The organism is Pseudomonas sp. X10, assembly GCF_054889225.1.
The window spans coordinates 1,697,340-1,716,064 of sequence record NZ_CM142677.1 but is presented as its reverse complement, the minus strand read 5'-3'; the positions used below and the strand labels follow the sequence as shown (position 1 = coordinate 1,716,064).

The 18,725-nt window shown below is 54.3% G+C and carries 11 protein-coding genes and 4 pseudogenes; 7 read left to right on the top strand and 8 right to left on the bottom strand.

The window, feature by feature from the left end:
* Positions 1–33 precede the first annotated feature (33 nt).
* Positions 34–1,548, bottom strand: a complete 1,515-nt coding sequence (locus ACYU03_RS07945; protein ID WP_461889519.1) for a hypothetical protein — start codon at positions 1,546–1,548, stop codon at positions 34–36.
* 175 nt (positions 1,549–1,723) lie between these two features.
* On the opposite strand from ACYU03_RS07945, the gene ACYU03_RS07940 reads away from it, so the two are divergent.
* From ACYU03_RS07940 to ACYU03_RS07930, 3 genes are all read left to right on the top strand, one after another.
* On the top strand, positions 1,724–2,128 hold the full coding sequence (locus ACYU03_RS07940; protein ID WP_461889517.1) for a PA2817 family protein: 405 nt from the start codon (positions 1,724–1,726) through the stop codon (positions 2,126–2,128).
* A 165-nt stretch (positions 2,129–2,293) separates the two neighbouring features.
* A complete protein-coding gene (locus tag ACYU03_RS07935; RefSeq protein WP_461889515.1) occupies positions 2,294–2,833 on the top strand; it encodes a fimbrial protein in 540 nt (179 codons plus the stop codon).
* Positions 2,834–2,895: 62 nt separating this feature from the next.
* Complete coding sequence (locus ACYU03_RS07930; protein ID WP_461889513.1) at positions 2,896–3,624, top strand: fimbrial biogenesis chaperone; 729 nt, start codon at positions 2,896–2,898, stop codon at positions 3,622–3,624.
* 11 nt (positions 3,625–3,635) lie between these two features.
* Here the strand turns inward: ACYU03_RS07930 and ACYU03_RS07925 are convergent, their stop codons facing one another.
* The 3 genes from ACYU03_RS07925 to ACYU03_RS07915 all read right to left on the bottom strand — a co-directional run bounded on the left by ACYU03_RS07925 (position 3,636) and on the right by ACYU03_RS07915 (position 9,549).
* A complete protein-coding gene (locus ACYU03_RS07925) occupies positions 3,636–5,096 on the bottom strand; it encodes a hypothetical protein (protein ID WP_461889511.1) in 1,461 nt (486 codons plus the stop codon).
* A gap of 49 nt (positions 5,097–5,145) precedes the next feature.
* The gene (locus tag ACYU03_RS07920; protein WP_461889509.1) at positions 5,146–7,335 is read right to left on the bottom strand and encodes an autotransporter outer membrane beta-barrel domain-containing protein; all 2,190 of its coding nucleotides are present in this window, start codon (positions 7,333–7,335) and stop codon (positions 5,146–5,148) included.
* Positions 7,336–7,524: 189 nt separating this feature from the next.
* A complete protein-coding gene (locus ACYU03_RS07915; protein ID WP_461889507.1) occupies positions 7,525–9,549 on the bottom strand; it encodes a hypothetical protein in 2,025 nt (674 codons plus the stop codon).
* Positions 9,550–9,754: 205 nt separating this feature from the next.
* Between ACYU03_RS07915 and ACYU03_RS07910 the strand changes: the two are divergent.
* A pseudogene (locus ACYU03_RS07910) lies at positions 9,755–9,869 on the top strand (IS5/IS1182 family transposase); the annotation flags it as partial.
* Positions 9,870–9,883: 14 nt separating this feature from the next.
* On the opposite strand, the gene ACYU03_RS07905 reads toward ACYU03_RS07910, so the two are convergent.
* The 4 genes and pseudogenes from ACYU03_RS07905 to ACYU03_RS07890 all read right to left on the bottom strand — a co-directional run.
* The gene (locus ACYU03_RS07905) at positions 9,884–10,837 is read right to left on the bottom strand and encodes a hypothetical protein (protein ID WP_461889505.1); all 954 of its coding nucleotides are present in this window, start codon (positions 10,835–10,837) and stop codon (positions 9,884–9,886) included.
* Between the two features lie 190 nt (positions 10,838–11,027).
* Positions 11,028–11,498: pseudogene (locus ACYU03_RS07900) on the bottom strand (IS5 family transposase); the annotation flags it as partial.
* A gap of 59 nt (positions 11,499–11,557) precedes the next feature.
* Positions 11,558–12,825, bottom strand: a pseudogene (gene ltrA / locus ACYU03_RS07895) (group II intron reverse transcriptase/maturase).
* Between the two features lie 521 nt (positions 12,826–13,346).
* Positions 13,347–13,862: pseudogene (locus ACYU03_RS07890) on the bottom strand (IS5-like element IS2000 family transposase); the annotation flags it as partial.
* 132 nt (positions 13,863–13,994) lie between these two features.
* Here ACYU03_RS07890 and ACYU03_RS07885 point away from each other — a divergent pair.
* The 3 genes from ACYU03_RS07885 to ACYU03_RS07875 all read left to right on the top strand — a co-directional run bounded on the left by ACYU03_RS07885 (position 13,995) and on the right by ACYU03_RS07875 (position 18,717).
* Complete coding sequence (locus ACYU03_RS07885; protein ID WP_461889504.1) at positions 13,995–14,309, top strand: hypothetical protein; 315 nt, start codon at positions 13,995–13,997, stop codon at positions 14,307–14,309.
* A 95-nt stretch (positions 14,310–14,404) separates the two neighbouring features.
* The gene (locus ACYU03_RS07880) at positions 14,405–16,831 is read left to right on the top strand and encodes a hypothetical protein (protein ID WP_461889502.1); all 2,427 of its coding nucleotides are present in this window, start codon (positions 14,405–14,407) and stop codon (positions 16,829–16,831) included.
* 2 nt (positions 16,832–16,833) lie between these two features.
* On the top strand, positions 16,834–18,717 hold the full coding sequence (locus tag ACYU03_RS07875; RefSeq protein WP_461889500.1) for a hypothetical protein: 1,884 nt from the start codon (positions 16,834–16,836) through the stop codon (positions 18,715–18,717).
* Positions 18,718–18,725: the final 8 nt, after the last annotated feature.

Here is an 18,725-nt window from a genome sequence, read left to right as displayed (position 1 = left end):
GGATGCCTCCTGGCACCGCAGTCAAAGCACATATCAGCTTTCGAATAATGCTACAAACTGCGGTGGGGTATACAAGGGGACAGGTATGACTGTGACCGCCCAGTAAAGAAGTCTGGAACTGCCCAGATCGCGCCCCGCAATTACGGTGAATGGCGTAGGCGCCGCAGGCGCTTGAGTGAATACACCCGCGCTGGAAACTGATCCATTTCCAGCAATGATCGTCCACTCAGTCTCATCGTCAGGCACAGGCATATCCTCTCCGAGATCGGCATCGAAATACCAGAGCTTGAGCTTCAGTGCATTCCTTTCCAGTGCAAATGTCAAATAGTGAGTTTGTCGTGCATAGAGTGTGACAAACGTTGACAAGGCACTTCCACCATTCACAGTTACCTGGATAACATCCGCACTCGCCCGCTCGCGCAGTGTCTCCAGTATCGCCGGGGCCTGGAGGGTTTTGCAGTCTTGCTCATAGACAATGGCTGGCTGTTGGTTCGCAGGAGGCACATAATAATAAGTGCCATTGCCTTCATGAAGCCCGCCTCTATGCTCACCTATGAACTCCACCTCGGCAGCGCCAGAACGAGAGAGTTCAAGCGGCTGCTTGTCATAGCCGGCCCCAACAACGCTGACCAGAGGGCTGACAGTGAGGGTATCTTCATTACCTACCTGCGGTGCTGTCTTGGCATAGCTGGTCCGACGGTAGCCAAAGTTAAAACCAATCCCTGGAGCAGGTACGTCTTGCGAGGGGTCGTGTGTTACGGTGTTTGGCGGAACCACCAATGAAGGCAACCAGGCAACGTCCAATGGCGGCTTACCCAACAGGTTCTCCGGAAATGCCATCGCCAAGCTGACCATGGCTAAACCACTTCCAGCCAATAGCGGAGCTATGCCAGTCGATTGTGATTCAAACGGGTACGCGGCTGCAGTTGAGAATGAATACAGACCGTAGTTAATAAAGCCGACATCGGAGGCCGCTGGCGTGACTATCACATCGTGCAGTAGCAGATTGAGCGGCGGAAGCGGTAGCTGATAAAGAACGACAGCTTTTCGTGCATCGTAGTGCTCTGCCAGTAGCCGTTTATCAGTATCGTTGCCGCTGTAGCTATACTCGACATTCCCAACCCACGCAAGGCTAAGCTCCCGTTGCGGCAGCGACTTGTAAATGAGTTTATGCCGCTCGCTAGACTTGATAAAGGAAATCTCGATAGCTAACACCCTGTCGCGGGGCAGGTTCATCTTTCGGATACTACTCAACCAAGGGCTACCCGCGCCTTGCTCGGTAAGCAGAACAACCTCCTGATCAAATAACGCGCGCTGCTTAAGGGTCAGGCACAGCGTGGCATTGGAATGGGTATATTCGAGCTTGGGTAACCCCATCCGAATTTGTTTGATTTTTCTATTATTCCCTGCAGCCCCCCTGTCTAGAACAATCAACTCTCCCGGTTCTTTGGATAATTCGGGGTAGCGCCCGTGCCAACAGGACTCAAGCATTTCAGAGGTTACCTCGATCGCAGCAATCAGCACCTCTGACAAGGATTTACCGGACATACAGTTACTCCCAAGAGTCGGAACGCCAAATCAACTGGCGTTTACCGTTCAGTAAGCCTGATCTATCCGCTCGTTCGACGATACTGGCAAAAATGTCAGTCGGACGCCCTCACACCAGCTGGCTGCGCTGCAACGCGGTACAATGCCTTCATCACCCCTGCATCAGGACCAACCCGTGACCACCCCCTACCAGCGCTACAACTTTCAGCTACTAGAACACCTGCGCACCATTCTGGTCGCACTCGAAAACGCCGAGCAGGTGCCCGAGGAGAGCCATGCCTTGTTTATGGAGCGCTTCGACGAACTGCTAAGCCTGCTGCCGCAGGACCCGCTACATAGCCAATACTTGGGGCAGGATCTGATTTGCCAGGTAATCCAGCGCTACCCGCAGATCGCCCATCTAGTGCCACGCGACCTGCTCTGGTTCTTTGGCGGCGACTGCCTTCACTTCATGCCCGATGAAGAGTTGTACCTCTATCAGCAGCTGGAGGAGCGCCGCTATGAAGCCGAGCAGAATGGCGATCCCTTCGATTGGAACAAGCAGAAGCAGCTGCTAAACGCCTCAGGCCATAGCCACTGACACCATCCATTTCGGCAGGCATCGCGTTTTCCGCCCACCCAAAAGAATTCCCCTACAGATCACATTTTACGATCACCGATAGGCTTGCTAGTACCGATTAGGCGTCTCTCCCCTGGACGCCGCATCGGCATACACCGACAAGTCTACCCTCTATTGGATCGCAAAATGAAACGTATCCTTACACTATTCACCCTGGGCCTGTGTTGCAGTTCTGCTATGGCCGCCGAGACAGGCACCGGCATCATCACCTTCGAAGGCAACGTTGGTACCGGTGGCACCTGCCCGATCAACGTCGTCATGCCGGGTGGCTCTAGCCTGCCGAAGGTCTACCTGGGAGACTTCAACACCAAGGACTTCAAGCAGGTGGGCCTAAAAACCCCGATGCAGAAGTTCGGCCTGCGGGTTGACACTGATGTTTGCACCCTCCCCACTGATGCCACTGCAACTGTGAAGTTCACCGCCGGCTATGGCGAGGCCCCCTCTGGGCTATACAAACTGCAAAGCGGCCATGGCTACAGCTCTGGCTTCGCCATGGCCATCTACGACAAGAGCGACACTCAGCTCAAGCCGGGTGATGAATCTGTTGTCTACGAGGACATAGAGAACACCGACATGAACTTCACCGCACAGCTGCATACCATTGAGCCCGCGGTGACTGAAGGGCACATCTCGACAAGCGTAAACTTCCTGGTTGCCATTCCTTGACACCGGCCCCCAGCAAGTGCAGACCGCTGCGCTTGCTGGCGACCATTTACAGAACACCACTTATGCCTACCTCATTTTTTCGCAACCTGCTATTGGTTGCTGCCGCCACCGGCTGCTTCATGCCGGCTGCCCAAGCAGCGCTCACCATCAGCGCTACACGCATCATTCACGGCAGCGACAAACAAAGCAGCTCGATCATCGTTGCCAACCCCAGCACTCAAGTTTTTGCGGCCCAGAGCTGGGTCAACACCGACACGGACGACAGCACCATCGCTGTGCCACTCATCGCTACGCCTTCCTTGTTCAGGCTGGATCCTGGCAACGAACAAACCGTACAGATCAATCGCCTCCCCAATGACTTGCCAAAGGACCGGGAATCATTGTTCTACTTCAACGTACAGGAAATCCCTCAAGCGGATGACGAGCCATCGAACACGTTGACCATCGCAATGCGCACCCGGATCAAACTGTTCTATCGCCCAGCCGGGCTGCAAGGGTCTCCAGAGGAAGGCTTAAAGACCTTGCAGTGGTCCGTGCAACACACCAACGGCAAAGCAAAACTGCTCGTGCACAACCCTTCGCCCTACCACTACACCTTCCAGCGCGTTCAGGTAGGCCATCCCACAGCGCTTGAAAGCGTCGAAACCCGGGAGATGGTCGCCCCTGGGGGTACACAGGCCTATGCTTTGCCAACACCGGTTCCAGCTCAAGGCATGCAGGTATTTTTTACAACAATCAATGATTACGGTGGCACGACAAGAGAGATCACGGCGCCTGTCTCCGAGCTGTGAAGGCATACGGCTCAGGTTATCAGTGTCGGGCTTGAGCTCGGGAAGTTTACGGGAACGCCTTGCTCGGCAAATCTGACCTGAACGTGCAAGGTGAACGCCTCATCAAGCTTCAGCGTCGCCAGATAAGACTTCAATACAACCACATCATCAGCTCGACCTATGCCTCCACTCAGATCACCTGACTGGACTGCATAGTCTTTCAGCACCTGAAATGGCTCTGCACCTGTGCCATTGCGCAACACCCCAGTGACCCAGATGTCGACGAATTGCCCCTCAGCCATCAAAGGCCAGGTCTTCAGCGTTACGGGAATTCGCTCTGGCGCCTTTGACAGGCTCAATTTGCCACTTTCGACGCGTGCCAGCTGGACCACGGGCAACCCCTTGCTCAGCGCTGATACGACCAGATTGACCACTGGCGACGGATAATCCTGACGCTTGTCACCAGATGCCGCGAACCTCACTTTGGTCTCGATTCCGCTCTGCGCCGCGATTTTCTGCACCGGGATCTCGAACGCTCGCTCTCGCCCCTCATAGCCTGTCGTCGCGGAGAAATAGCCAGGATCATCCGGCTCCCCCCACTCGACTCGCAGTGTTTCATCCGGATAAACCGAAGCTTCCTCCGGCACCTCCACCAGCAGCGGCAGACTCAGGTCATTCAGCGCAAGACGTAACTGGTCCCCCGTTCCCTCGGCCTGGGCAACTTCCGGTAACGGAAAGGTTCGCGTAGCTGCCGATACAGCCACCCTCAAGGGTTTGGAAAACGCGCTGAAGTTGCCTGCTCGATCCTTGATCGCATAGTACAGATAGCGATTACCGTCTCCGCGCTGAAGAATCATTTCACTGTCAAAGTCGATGTAAAACGGGCCAGGAATGTCTTCGCAATCCATTGCGTATTGATCAACCTCGGTCTCGTCTAAAGCTTCGTCATCCCAGTAGTAAATAATCGTGTCACCCGCCACCGGCGTCGTGTACCGCGGTACCTCGGTTCGCAAGCGCTGACCATGGTTTCTTAGATAGCGCTCCGTCAGGCCGTCGCGCTCGATTTCCTCCGCGTCCTCAACTATCGTCAGCATGCCTCGCTCCCCGCCCAATGTGGGCTTATCGAGGTCAATCAACAACTCCAGCACATCGGAGGGGCTCATGTCGCCATTGCTCCCCGTCACCTCGTAACGCAGTTCATGGGGTCCGCTCACGAGTTTTGCCACTGGAACGCTCAATTGCAAATCCCCGGGTAACACCGGAGATTCCCACTCTTTTTCGTCCACAACGACATTATCCCAGAGAAGCTGCAGGCGCTCCGGCTCACCGGGATGAGGATTGGAGAAAGGCCACATGGGCACTACTACCATTAGCGCTTGCTCCGTTGCAATGACGGGTAGAAGGTTGTGATCGCCGCCTGGAATATCTTCGAGCAGCGCTGGCACCTCTGCGGGCTGCAGCAACGCCTGGTCGTTATGTGATATGGACCCCATCTGCCTCGCTCTCCTTGAAAGGAGGCCAGGCGGCCTCCTCGATTAGCGTTTACCAGTTGTAGCGCACGCCCAAGTTCACACCCCAAGGTTGGTCAATATGCTCTCCGCGGCTGTGATCAAGGTCGACATGCATTTGCAGGCGCTCGGCCACCGCTACCGCCAGACCTGCCCCGAGCTCCAGCCGCGAGCCCGAAAGGTCATTGGAAAAACGGTTTTGGTTCACCTTCACATCGTTATTGTTGATGAACTCATGAACGTAGGCTGCACGCAGATATGGCTGGATGACATGACCGCTCTTCACCTCTAGATTACGACCAAAGGTTGCCCCTGCCTTGCCAAGCACGGAAGCCACCGCGTCACCCTCAGCCTGCAGGCCATTATCCAAGTGGTAATCCTTGCCTTGAAAATACGCCGTGGACCATTGGGTGAACGGCTCGATGAAATACCCTTGCTCCATTTCGATATGCCGCCCAAACTCGGCCGACACACCGATACCCTGATTGCTGTAGTGCCCCTTGGCCCGGGTACCATCACTCATCGCAACTTTCGAATCGTTATCAAAGCGGTTGAGCTTCATAACACCATCGAAGTAATAGCCACTGGCCCGATCGAGCCAGGTGGTGTAAAGCCCCAGGTAGTAGCTGTCGACATCGCCACTGGTGCCACCACTGAGGTCCAGGTCCGAGCGGCTATGGCCGGCCATTACACCGAGTAACCATTGGCCATCCCCCACCGGCAGCGGCGCGTCCGCCCCCAGCGAAAAACCTTGCTGAGTTTGCTTGTAGGCAACGCCGGAACTGGCGGCCACGTCGTACTTGTTGCCATAAGTACGTATCCAGCCACCTGCCTTGCCACCGTCCAGTCGCAGTTCTCCCATGCGACCACGCAAAGATGTCAGTTCGCCATACCATACAGTGGGGGCTGCATTGAACAACGCCATTACAGAACTTGTGCCGGGGCTGATGATCTTGCGCGAGCCATCCAGGTACCAGTCGTTGCCGCGCTGAACGAGCTCATAGGAAAAAGCCCCCAGGTCCACTGTGCCGTTGACCAACGAGAACGAAGCGTCACCACCGCCTGTGTGCACCACCTGAAGGTTGCCTTCCTCCTGTGGCTCTGCACCGCTACTGCCAATCAACAAATCGTGATTACCGCTGGCATTGCCCGTGATATCGAGAAAATCGGTTTGTCCGCTGGCGAAGTCTGCATGCATGACGAAAGTGCCGCTACCCGACAAGCTATCCAGCGTCAGGCGGTGGTAGTCAGTGGGCTGGCCAAACTGCACCGTACCGCCATCGAGGGCAAGATCACCCACGCTGGCATCTGCGCCCATAATCCAGCGCGACTGATTGCCGATGGTCAATTTACCCACATTTTCCAACTGCCCGGTGAGCGTGGCTTGCTTGTCGAGCATAACGGCTGCGCTGGAGCCTTGCTCAACCCAGACATTGCCCTCCAGATGACTATTTTCGACGGTCAGTTCGGCATTGGACTGGTTACGCACTTCAAGCAGGTTTCGATTGCTGCCACTCAACTGCGACCCATTGCTGACTGTGATCTTTGCCGCTGCCGCTCCTTGTCGACCAGCTCCTACCACGATGGCGGCGCCGTCCTGCCCGACGACTTGCGAACCGTCAAGCTCAACCCTGGCCTCGCCCGCAGTGCCATCGGCATTGACCCGAATCCCCTCTTGGGCACCGATGATCTGGCTGCCTTGTGCCTCCAACCAGCCATTTACCATCTGCACACCGGCACTGCCTGCGCCTATACCCTGTACTTTGCTGCCATTGAGGTGCAACTCGGAAGTGCTCGCAACAGTGGCACCGCCATTCTTGCCGGTCACGGTACTGCCGCTGAGCCAGGCTGCCGAACCGCCCACCCGGCTACGGCCCACGACGATGCCACGATCCTCGCTGGTAATGCTGCTGCCATTGATAATGGCTTGCGCGCCGCCCTCCATTAACAGGCCATAGTCCGCTGTGATGATTGAACTACCGTTGAATTCCAATGCCCCCCCTTCGCGCAGGAAAATCTGCTCGGTGGTCGCACCATTGGCTGTCAGCGTAGCGCCATTCAAAACCTGATAGTCGACCAAGGAATTCGAACTATCGATGACCGTATCACGCTCGATAATGGCCTGAGCGGCCAGAAGGTCTCCGGCGTATATACCCACAGGCAATGCCGTCACGCAATACACCAAGCCACGGCAAAACTTTCGATGAAATAACGTGCTGCCCATATCAATACTCTCATGCTATTCAGGTTCAGGCACCACCTTGGCGATTAGTAGAAACACGCAAGCCAGCACCAGCAGCAGTCAAGCTACAAGATTGAAAACCTCGCTCGTATAGGAAAAGTCCTGCAGATTGCAGGGAATATGCCGACACCGCACAGAGGCCATCCGTACAACATCGGCTCGCTCCGGTACCTAAGAGCTGCTAACGTCGCAATGGCCGCCTGGGGGAATAAAAGAAAGCCTGACCTTGGCTACTTCGGAAAGGACATCCCCCTTTGCCATCTTCAGGGCGTAGGTCACGTTTGCCCTGGAACTTTTAAAGTAGGGATCATCAGAGCCATCATAAGTCGGGAGAACATGGGTTGCATAAGGTATGCGCCAGGTAAAACCGGTAACCGGATGCGCGTCATCCAATGCGACCGTCTCCTCAAGCCTGACTTCTTCAATTTCGTCGAAACCTTGCTCATCGCTGCGCCCGCGATAGACCCACCATGTGAGATCAATATTCGTAAACGCACCATGTTGCTGATACTCAGTAAGATCTGGGATCAACACCTCGACTGCGGGCCCATCCTCATGTCCTGCCGTTGCCTGGATGCTGGCGCAGCTGACCAATCCATTGACCAAGTGATCGAACGTGGCTGGTACTGGAGTAATGGTAATGGCGTCAACCTTGACGGAGGTAATGGCAGAACGCACGGGGTTGTGTACCCCATCTCGCCTGGCCTCATAGTCCACAGGCACAGCGGCGTTGTTGCCAACTGCGTGGATAATCTCCCAAGGCACCTCCAGATCAATTGTGTCACCAGGTGAATCGGTGCCCTTCACACTGTAAGTCTGCGCTGCCTCACCCGCCCAATAGAACGTCAGGTCATCATCCTCTTTGGCAAAACCATAAAGTTCAAACGTCAGTATCGCCGGTTTGTCTGCATCACTCTCGTCCAACTCATCTTTCTTACCGCTCTCCGGGCCGGTGATAACGACCTTTTTCAAACCTGGATGAATCGGCAGTGGCCAAGTCGGGTCGGGACCGCCCGGATCCATGGTTTCGAAATCGACCTGGATATCGATATCAGCGCCTCCCATTGGGTGGGTGCCTCGCAGCAGTGTATAACTGACGTTAGTCGCCACTGGACCTGTGCCGCTGCCATACTCATTCAGCATTACCTCACCGGGTACCTGAACTCGAATAAAATCGCCACCAGCGGAGCCAACCATTTCGGGCAGCAAACTTGTGTCACCCCATTTCACGACGACGAAATCACTGGCCTTCTTGCCCTCGTAAACCGGGACCCAAACTTCAACGCCCTCGTTGGCGTCAGCCTGATCGATCAGGTACTCGTCTTCTTCTGTGGCAAGCGGCACAACAGGAGGGGCGAAAACCGTGGGCAGCTTGCCAAGTGCCACAGCGATGCTGGTGTAAACAGAGATTTCACTGACGTTGCCAGCTTTGTCAACTAGCAAGTAGACCACGAACACGCCACCGTCGCCCACAGTGCGAATGGCACTTTCGGGGATATCGATCTGTTGATTAGCTCCGGTTGTCGGCAGCGTGACGACAGGCGGGTCCAAGTCTGCAGCATTTTCCGGGAGGTGGTTCATCCAGTATACAAGGACATTGTCGCCATCTGCCCAATCTGGATAGGCTGGCAACTGCAGAACCGCCTTGCCGCCGGCAGCACCCAACGACTCATCGGTCACTACAGAAATGCTGGGGAACTTGGTGGGGGATTTATGGCTGTAGGGGGGTACACGATCAAAAATCAGTGCCAGCGGTTCAGAGAAGTTAAAATCCCCGTTGTCATCGTTCATAACCCAGGACCGGAAATAATGGGTACCATCCAATCCCATTTGGTCCTTGCTTTTATCCAGCACGATCGGGTGAGGATCAGCAATTGGCTTGTCAAAATACTCTACAGTTTCTTGATGGAGCACAGTCCAGACCGATCCATCGCGTGAGTGCTCGATACGCAAAATATCCTTGAGGGAAAAAGACCAGGCCGGCACCTTCAAAACAATATTGAGCGCATCGTCTGTCAAGTAGCGGCTGCGCAACAGGCCGGTTTCTTTATCAACTAACAATTCATCGTCGATTTGCAGATCGTCCAACGCTAAAGGTGTTTCAGTTGAGCGGACCGTTTGCCAGGCCGTGGTCAAGCGCCGATAAGCCTGGCGAACAAGTTCGGAAGCGGTTTTTTTCTGATTAAGAGCACTCATATTTTCTCTCTCTAAACGAGGACAAAACAGACGACACGGGTTGATTTAAAGCGATACGCCCGCTCATGACAACTGGCATTTTTACTAGGTCCTGCATGAAACCTTTGAAACTTGGCCGAGCCTGCGCAGGGCCTGATTGACTTAAACACCTGGAGCATCGACCCAAAAGCCGTAAGGGCAACGCGGGTCTCTGCGCTTGCTGTGTATGTTTGACAAGCCCACGTATCGACAACGAAACGCTATCGAACCACTGTTGATTGGCTGCAGGAGAACCGCCGCCTGCTTGCTGGCGGCGGTGTTTACGACTTTACTTTTCGTGAAAAGCCCACAAAAACTATTGCAGTTTAAGCTCCAGATAATTGCGAGGGTCTACCTCACCGGAAAACAGCACCCTGAGCTTGTGCTTGTTTCCGTAATTATCGACAACCGTAAACTTCATAGCACTCTTCAACACCTGTCGGTACTGAGTATCTTGATACTCGTCCCAGAAATTCAACCCCGAGGTGCGGTGCAGCGTGATCAATACCGCTCCAGCTGTAGGTTCCTCCTGGCCTTTAAAACTGTAATCAAGCTCGGTAAAACTGACCGCCGGCTCATTGGCCAGCAGCTGCATTTCAGCTTGATAATTTACGCCTGACACTGTATCCATCGCTTCTTCTGGTCGTCGTGGTTTGAAGGCGAACCCGGTGTAGCTACAAAAAGTCTCATCGAGTTGTTCCGACTCCCACATGGTCATCGATTGAGTGTCGCACTGTACACCAACAATACTTATACCTTCTCCAGACAACTCCCAATAATCAGTGGTCGAGTGCCAATAGTTGAAGCGATCTCCCTCGTAATCTTCACCACGCAAACTCTCCACGCGCTTACCCATCGCTGGCCAGTTGAAATAACTCAAACTTTTTTCAGGCAGTTTCATGCCTTCGAGCAGAATTTCGCCCTTTTCGCTGTCGATGTCCACCGATCTATGCCAGCCATTCCTATGATCCTGGAACGTGGCCCTGAACTTCGCCGTTTCCACCTCGCGTGAGTGAACGTAAAGGGTGATTTCGACCTTGCCATCATCCTCCGCAAACCTGCGCTGCGTTGCTACGGGTTCCGCGGGTTCGGCAGCTCCCGCCGTGGGGTAATAGTCATAAATTTTTTGACGCCGCTTGGTGTACATCCAAGTGTGATCGCTATCTTCTGGAATGCCTAGCTGGTCCCCTGTCAAATAGGGAATTACATTATTTTTCCCGTCCGTGAGAACTAGCGAACTCAGTTCAATATTATCGATCGGGTCCCACACTTCATCACCGTGCGAGTTCGTGAAGCTGACGGTAGCAATTACGATGTCTATGCCAACCTGCTGCAGACCATTAGGGAAACTCCGAACAAGTTACTCAGCGACCAGCACTGAACGGCATCTTGACCCAGGCCGACTCGATTTCGGCCGCCGATCATTGCGATAGCCAGGGCTCAGCCCTGGTTATCGCACCTTACAGGCGCACCTCTCCCGCAGGGCTCAATAACTGCCGGCGCGCCATCCACAGATTCGACAGCGCAAACAACGTGGTCAATTGCGCCGTGTTCTTGGCCAACCCACGGAAGCGGGTCTTCACATAGCCGAATTGGCGCTTGATCACCCGAAATGGGTGTTCGACCTTGGCACGTACCTGGGCTTTGGCCTTTTCGATCTTGCGTCTGGCCTTGTACAGCGCGCTGCGTTTGCTCAAGCGTTTGTAGGTGCTGCGTCGGGCTGCGATCTGCCAGATCACCTGCCGCCCTTCATGCTCTGGTCGTTTCTCGACACCTGTATAACCCGCATCCGCACAGACGACATTCTCCTCACCATGCAGCAGTTGCGCGACTTCCGTCACGTCTGCGACGTTCGCGGCAGTGCCGTGAACGTGATGCACCAGCCCCGACTCAACATCGGCGCCGATATGCGCCTTCATGCCGAAGAGGTGAGTCGGCCACAGGAACTGCCCCCGTAGCCGCTCGCAGAACCGTACGTGACACTCTCGCGTCATACGGCTCCCGTTATCCAACCTGTTGCTCGGTTACTTGCCAGTGATAAAACAGTCGAGGGGCAGCCGTATGCACCGTGTCCAACCATTGAGATATACGCCGCTTGCGCCCGTGAAGTATTTTGTACTTACGACTGGCCCAACGCTTGAGCGCGCTATCGATATGTCGAAAGATGCCAAGCATGGCCGTCCGATAGAACGCGCCATAGTACTGCCACCAACCTTGTATCACTGGGTTGTAAAGCCGAGCCACAGCAGCCAGCGTCACATGAGTTTGGCGGCTGACCCGCCACTCGCGCACTGCTCGCCGCATCCGCTTCAACGCTTGCGCACTGACTCCCGGAAGGAAGCTGGTGAAAAGCTTGTTCTGCTGGCCGATTGCCTTCCTGGGTCTAAAAGTGAAACCAAGGAAGGTAAAGCTCACATGCGGATACCCTGCGCGTCGATTGCTGTCCTTGCAGTACACGATTTTCGATTTCTCGGGATGCATCGTGAGGCCACAAACCGCTAGACGTGAAGCGATTGAACGCATCACGTGTTCTGCTTGCCTCTGGCTACGACAATGCACTACCGCATCATCGGCATACCGGGCAAAAGGACAGTTTGGGCTGTTTCGTTGCATCCATGCGTCAAAGGCGTAATGCATGAACAGATTCATCAAAATGGGACTGATCACGCCGCCTTGCGGGGTGCCACGTTCGCGTTGAATGCGAATGCCATCTGCTGCCTCGAACGGAGCAACCAGCCATCGTTCGATGTACAGCAGTATCCAGTCCTCTTTGATATGGGTTCGCACCGCTTTCATCAGCAGTTCATGATCAATGTGATCGAAAGCCGCCTTGATATCAAACTCCACCACCCAGTCGTATCGCCAGCAGCGTTCGCGTGTGATCGCTATGGCCTGTTTGGCTGAACGTCCTGGTCGGTATCCATATGAGTCCGGATGGAAAAGCGCATCCAGCTTTGGCTCGATGAGGAGTTTGACTACAGTTTGTGCGATACGGTCGCTGACCGTAGGCACTCCCAGCCTGCGTATACCCCCCGATGCCTTCGGTATCTCAACAACCTTGACCGGCGGCGGGAAATAAGACCCCGACGACATTCGATTCCATAGCTTGTAAAGATTCTTCGGCAGGTTCCGCTCAAAATCGGCAATGGTCTCATCGTCGATTCCAGCAGCTCCCCGGTTGGTTCTGACCTGCTGATAGGCCCCCCATATCACGCGCTTCGCTATGTTGTAAGGTTTGTTCGAACTCACACCGCTCATCCCCTGAGGTTGGCGGCGTTCGTTGACAGGATAACGCCTCCCCTTCGCTCCAGCTTCATTACAAAGCCTTCATCACTACTACAGGAGGCTCCGCCCCTCATTCCAGCATTGGTATTCTTCCTCATGGTTTTAGCCATTTGTCATTTTCCTTTGCATCTGGAACAAGGTTCTCACGTTCCGTACCCAAGCCTGTATGAAGATCATGCCGCCTTTACACCGGCTGCCACTGGGGCCGTAAGCAGGTAACGCCCCAACTCGTCCTGAAGCCAATACTCAACCTCAGTTTCGACAGCACTTTAGGGAATAACGATGCGTCATCGGACGGTTTGCTCTCGCTCATCTTCTCCATACTCACCTGCCATCATCATGGGATGACTTTTCCTCGGTCGCTCACCACCGCACCTTTTGGATGCAGCAGCACCGGGTGGTTTGAAGCCTGCTCCTGCAAGCCGACTTCGGAAGGCCTACTTCCATCTTCGGTACAGCATCACAGGTCATACGACCTGTGTTCGTGACACACAGTACTGGTTGCCTTTCTTGGTTTGATGCATCTCTGGATCGCGCTTGCCTTCCTTGTTCTTGGTCGAACTGGGCGCATGGATGATCGTGGCATCGACAATCGTGCCCTGGCGCAGTGACAGGCCTTTGTCTTGCAGATAGTTGTTGATGGTTTCCAGAATCCCTGCTGCGAGCTGATGCTTCTCCAGGAGGTGTCGGAAATTCATGATCGTCGTGTCTTCGGGAATCGGCGCGCTTAGCGTCAGCCGAGCAAACTGGCGCATAGAGGTGATCTCGTACAACGCTTCTTCCATCGCCGGATCGCTCAGCGAAAACCAGTTCTGCAACAAGTGAATGCGCAGCATCGTTTCCAATGCATAAGGCTTACGACCGCCACCGGCCTTTGGATAGTGCGGCTCGATCAACGCGACCAACCCGCTCCACGGCACGACCTGCTCCATTTCGGCCAGGAAACGCTCTCGGCGGGTCTGCTTGCGCTTACCGGCGTACTCGAAATCGGAGAAGCTCATCTGACTCATGGGCAAGGCTTGCTTGGGGTGGCTAAACGAAGGGCCATTTCAGCACAGGTCGTGCAGCCTGTGCTGACTTGATCGGAGAATCCCTTAAGCGAGTATCCCAAGGTTGTTTGCGACAGGGTGGATTCGGGCAAATTGTCATTGACATTGGTTCCCGACGCGGGTGTCGATCTTACTTTGGGTACTTGGTACTACGCTGGCAAAGGGAATCTTGTTGAATTGTCAATTACTGGCGTTACCAAAAACGGCGGTTTGAATGAAATTATTCGTGATGCGTCGCAACCGGTGACTGAAAGTGAAGCGAAAGAGGGCATCAAGGCGAAACTGCAGAGGTCAATACTGGAAAAGTTGGATATGGATTCCAATTTCACGTTGCATGCACGGATGAGCTTTGATGGGGGGGCGCATTATTTCTCCTTTCCCAACCAATCCGTTCAGATTGTGCCATAAGCCCCCTGGCGATGAACAAATCGATTGCAGTGCATTGATCATGTTTCTAATCTCTGAATATATGTATCGAGGACCTTGATATGCCTAGGCCAACCATGGAACAGTACGTACAGTATCTCAAAATGCGACCACGCACCTTTGACTGGGGGGCGTTATTGGTTTATGACCGTTTCAAAACCAACAGGCTGCTGGCTCAAGAGCATGTAGAAAATTTGGACCTCGGAAAGTGGATGCCCCTGATCACGTTTCGCAAAGAGAGCGACGGGCTGACTACAACTGTGAGCGATCTGCAGCTGGACAGGCCGGTACTGTCTTTCGTGAACTCCAACTTGGGTGCTTCCCGGGCCCGATTGAGCATGAATGTAATCAGTGGTCTTATTGTTCAGACGCGGCGGCAACCAGGGAGCGATCAAGATGAGCTCGTGAGCTATTCCAATCTGGACTTGCTAACGGCACCCGCAGTGCGCATGGACATCTATCTGAATGAGTCCAATCAGGGTAACGTAAACGATGCAGGGCGAGTGACGCTCGATCTTTCCAAGGGCGAAAGCTACAAATTCGAGGTTTCGACGTGGAGAGACCTGAATGAAAAACTGGGTCAGGCAATTGCTGATGAGTTACGTGGCTGGAATGAGGAGGACCAGGTGTGGGAGCTCAATGTTCTCAAGCCAATAGAGGGTCAGTTAAACCCAACCGCTTTCGAGGTGCGTACACATTCATATGCCAGAGCGCAACAAATTTCCAATGCGAGTGAAGAAGAACAAGAAGAAGGTGCCGTTATCGTAGGGGTTGCGTTCGATGGCAAAGCGGGCGGGAGTTTCCCAGGCCAGGATTCGGCCATGCCGTATCTGCTGCCAAGTCCCACTCATGATCCCGAAAAACCGTATACGCTGAACCTGATTTACAGTAATGAAGTTTGGCTGAAAGATACATTGTCTGAAGTGGTTGAGAAGATTTTAAGCTTGCAGAATATAAAGGTGGAGCGCAATCATTACGGGTTTTATGGGGATGTTACTGGAGACTTGGATCTGTCCATTCCCGGGCGTGAAGATAGAACCGCGCGAGAATATGACACCTTCGATGTGTATAGCTTCAAATGGCCGGATTTGAACCTTAATTCATCGTTTAATATTCGGCATGATGATGATATGCTGAACTATGATTTCGCGGTTGCTACCGAATCGCAGCGCTATGTTGTCCAGTTCATGCACCCGGACGGGGTCAAGGTCATGCGCCCAAACGGGGAGATCTCGGTAAAAATAAAAGGGGGGCTGCAATTCAAGTTGGCTGAGGAAAGCTCCAGAAAGGGAGAGCTCGATATTGTCGTTCATCCGGCGACAGTGGAGTATAATACTGCTTTTTCAGGTTCCGAGTATAGTTACTATGATAGCTATACCAAACGCGCCGCCGAAGATTACGTCATGGCGGAGGTTCGAAAAAAAGTAGAGGCATTCGTCAGTCAATTTACCTCGCTTTCTGAGATTACCATTCCATTCAACTTGCTGCGTCTCAATGGGTTGCTGTTCCGCGGCACGGACGTCACTACCCCGCGAAGCCTGCTATTGCCTGGTGATCTCTCGCTACTGGGCGATCTTGCGCCGAAATTGACAACGTTTGCCATCGAACCGCTAGAAAGTGTTGTCAGTGCCGGCACCGGCGAGACGGTGGAATTACGCCTCGACCCAGAGCCGAATGGCCCTGTGGATTGGCAGGTCAAACCGCTGAAAGGCGAGTCAGAAAACGCAGGTACAATAGCTAATGGTGTCTATACCCCTCCTGCTGTTTCATCCATTAGCGGTACGCAGAAACGTGTGATCGTCACGGCTACTGCCGACGGCAGTTCCAGCAGCGCACTGATTACCGTGGTGCCGAACAGTGTCTCCATCTATCCATACTTCTTGATCGCACAGTACGACTCCAGTAAACCTGAAGAGCTCCCTCCGCGGTACGTGTTAGTGGGTGGCGATATCAATAACGAGCTGACCTGGAGTATGGTCGGTGGCAGTAAGGGCAGTCAACGTTTGCCTGAAGAGGGTGATAGCGATCTGGACATTCCCAAGGACAAGAATGTTCGAGTTTATGTGTCCCCAAAAAGGGCACCAGGCGAGGGCGGGGAGGTGGAGGCGCTTGTTCATCTTGACCGGGTGCAAGTTTCAGCTGGCGGGTTGACGCAGTGGATTGATGTCATCGTCCCCTGGACAACTGCCACCGCAAAAATCAAGTCCCACCAGATATCTGAAGGGGGGTGGCAGCTCGCGGTTGCGTATGACAGCGCAGAAACCGGTGAGGAAGAGGAACTTGGGCCTGAATTCACCAAATGGGCCGTGCTTTTAGGCACCGGCGAAATTGACCCTGCTACCGGTATTTATCAACCGGGTGAATCTGAGGGGCCCTATATTATTGTGGCCGGTCGCGAGACACCTCCAGAACGTATCGCCACCTGGGGTTTTAAAGTGATCTTGTTATCCAGCACTGCGAAGCACGCCGTTGCCTTAGGCGCTCCGTTCAAAAAGGAGGTGTGACGATGAGCATCAACTCAAAAGCAGCGTTGCTTGAAGAGCTCCGCAAAGGCTCAGCTGTTCACGATTGGGGGGCGATCTTGGCCCTTGGGCGTGATACGGTGAATGCGCTGCTTGAGGCTACATTCAGCGAGCGTTTGAGCCGGATGGATTTTATCCAGCCCATTACTGGAACTTACTATGTGGATGAACATAGAACCGAGCGGGTGGCTTTCGAGGAACTGATGTTCGGGCCGCCATCCCTGTCATTCGAACACGCCTCGGGTCGGACCAGCAGAGTACGTGTGCACATGGAGTTGATTGCCGGGCATTGCGCGCGCTGGTCGATGGCTCCCGGAGAGCCGAAGTACTTGCGTGACAGTCATCAGTTATCCCAGGGCCTTGGCTACTGGCTTGCGTTTACAGTCGACCTTGTGGTGATTCCCATCGAAGGGTCGGATGTCAGGCAATTTCAGTTGGGGCTGGATTTGTTCAATGCAAGAGACCCAGATTGCAACCTTGGCCGGGGGGCGGCTGCCCGAATGGGGCAATTCATGCTGGAGCAGTTACTGCAACAATCGGCATTCGCCCAGCCTTATACGTTCCTCACCATTGCTCCAGTTGCCCAAGATGTATTTACGACTGTCGAGGTTACGCCGATCACCCAAAGGGCCCCGGACGGCGCCGGTACTGGCGTTATGCCTGAAACCGATGGGGCCATGCTCTTGCTGATGCAACTGACCGGTTCCGCGAAAGGTGGTTTAATTCCGGGATCGATGCCCTATCTGTTGCCCCGTAAGGTTGACAGCGTCGCTGAAAATACGGGTGCCGCACTGCTGATAGGCAGGGTGAGGGCCTTGATTGGGGCGGCGCAAGCTGACCGGCTGTTGTCGCAACTGGTTTTGCCTGGTGGGTCGATCATTGTTCTTGACGATGACGATGAGAACCTACTGCCTTACGACATGATCCGTTTTGGGGAACTTGAAGCAAGTTCCCAGGTGGCCCGGCTTTCCCCAGCCCTCAGCAGTATCGCCGCAGGCGAACGGGTCGCTTTCACATCCAATGGCGTTCCAGTGCATGGCTGGCAGGCGCAGGGCATGAGTAGCCCCAGGTCAGCAGGAACGCTATCCGAACAAGGTGAGTACCGCGCAAGGTCGATCGAAGAGTTTGGAAGTGCTCAACGTTTGACTGTGGTGACAGCGAAAGTTTCGCAGGCGGCGGATGCTGCAACTTCGGCGGCATTGGTGGTGGAATCTGCGGAGCCGCTGACAATATCGCCGCGCGTGGTTACCTGGTACCCAGGTTATGAGGATGTTGCCCTGCGCGTATCTGGAGGCAGCGAAGTCACATGGAAAGTACTTGGCGATGGAATGGGTGAGATCAAGCCTGACTCTGAAGGCGCTCGCCAAGCCACGTTCAAACCTATACCCCAGAATACGCCCTTCGTGCGTTTGCAGCGCATTGAAGTCAGCGACGGCGAGAATACCGGCCATGCCACGATCGTGTTGTTTGGCGTTGGCCATAGATTGGATATCGAGCCTTTCCCGGTCCCGCGCCTGTCGCCAAATGCCTCGCAGTCGTTCAGCCTGGTTGATCAAACATCGGCCAATTGGCAGGTGTTTGGCCGCGGCCAGATCGAGCCTGCCACGGGGTACTATACGGCCCCCGCGCAAGCTAGCGAAGAGGCAAGCGTTGTCGTGGCATTCGCCGGCCCATTTGCCGGTGCGGCTGTGGTCGAGCATCGAACACCGGCCCCTGTCCAGGCTCTGGCGTTGGAGGAGCGATGGAGGGATCTGAAAGAATTCAGCCTGAAGCTGAACAATCCGGCTCGAAACCGGGTATATGCTAAGGATTCTCCGATCAAGTCAGCACAGGCTGCACGACCTGTGCTGAAATGGCCCTTCGTTTAGCCACCCCA

What these genes read in the sequence shown, in the direction of transcription:
- ACYU03_RS07945 (WP_461889519.1), bottom strand. Translation starts at nt 1,548, where the DNA reads ATGTCCGGTAAATCCTTGTCAGAGGTGCTGATTGCTGCGATCGAGGTA.
- ACYU03_RS07935 (WP_461889515.1), top strand. Translation starts at nt 2,294, where the DNA reads ATGAAACGTATCCTTACACTATTCACCCTGGGCCTGTGTTGCAGTTCT.
- ACYU03_RS07930 (WP_461889513.1), top strand. Translation starts at nt 2,896, where the DNA reads ATGCCTACCTCATTTTTTCGCAACCTGCTATTGGTTGCTGCCGCCACC.
- ACYU03_RS07925 (WP_461889511.1), bottom strand. Translation starts at nt 5,096, where the DNA reads ATGGGGTCCATATCACATAACGACCAGGCGTTGCTGCAGCCCGCAGAG.
- ACYU03_RS07920 (WP_461889509.1), bottom strand. Translation starts at nt 7,335, where the DNA reads ATGGGCAGCACGTTATTTCATCGAAAGTTTTGCCGTGGCTTGGTGTAT.
- ACYU03_RS07915 (WP_461889507.1), bottom strand. Translation starts at nt 9,549, where the DNA reads ATGAGTGCTCTTAATCAGAAAAAAACCGCTTCCGAACTTGTTCGCCAG.
- ACYU03_RS07880 (WP_461889502.1), top strand. Translation starts at nt 14,405, where the DNA reads ATGGAACAGTACGTACAGTATCTCAAAATGCGACCACGCACCTTTGAC.
- ACYU03_RS07875 (WP_461889500.1), top strand. Translation starts at nt 16,834, where the DNA reads ATGAGCATCAACTCAAAAGCAGCGTTGCTTGAAGAGCTCCGCAAAGGC.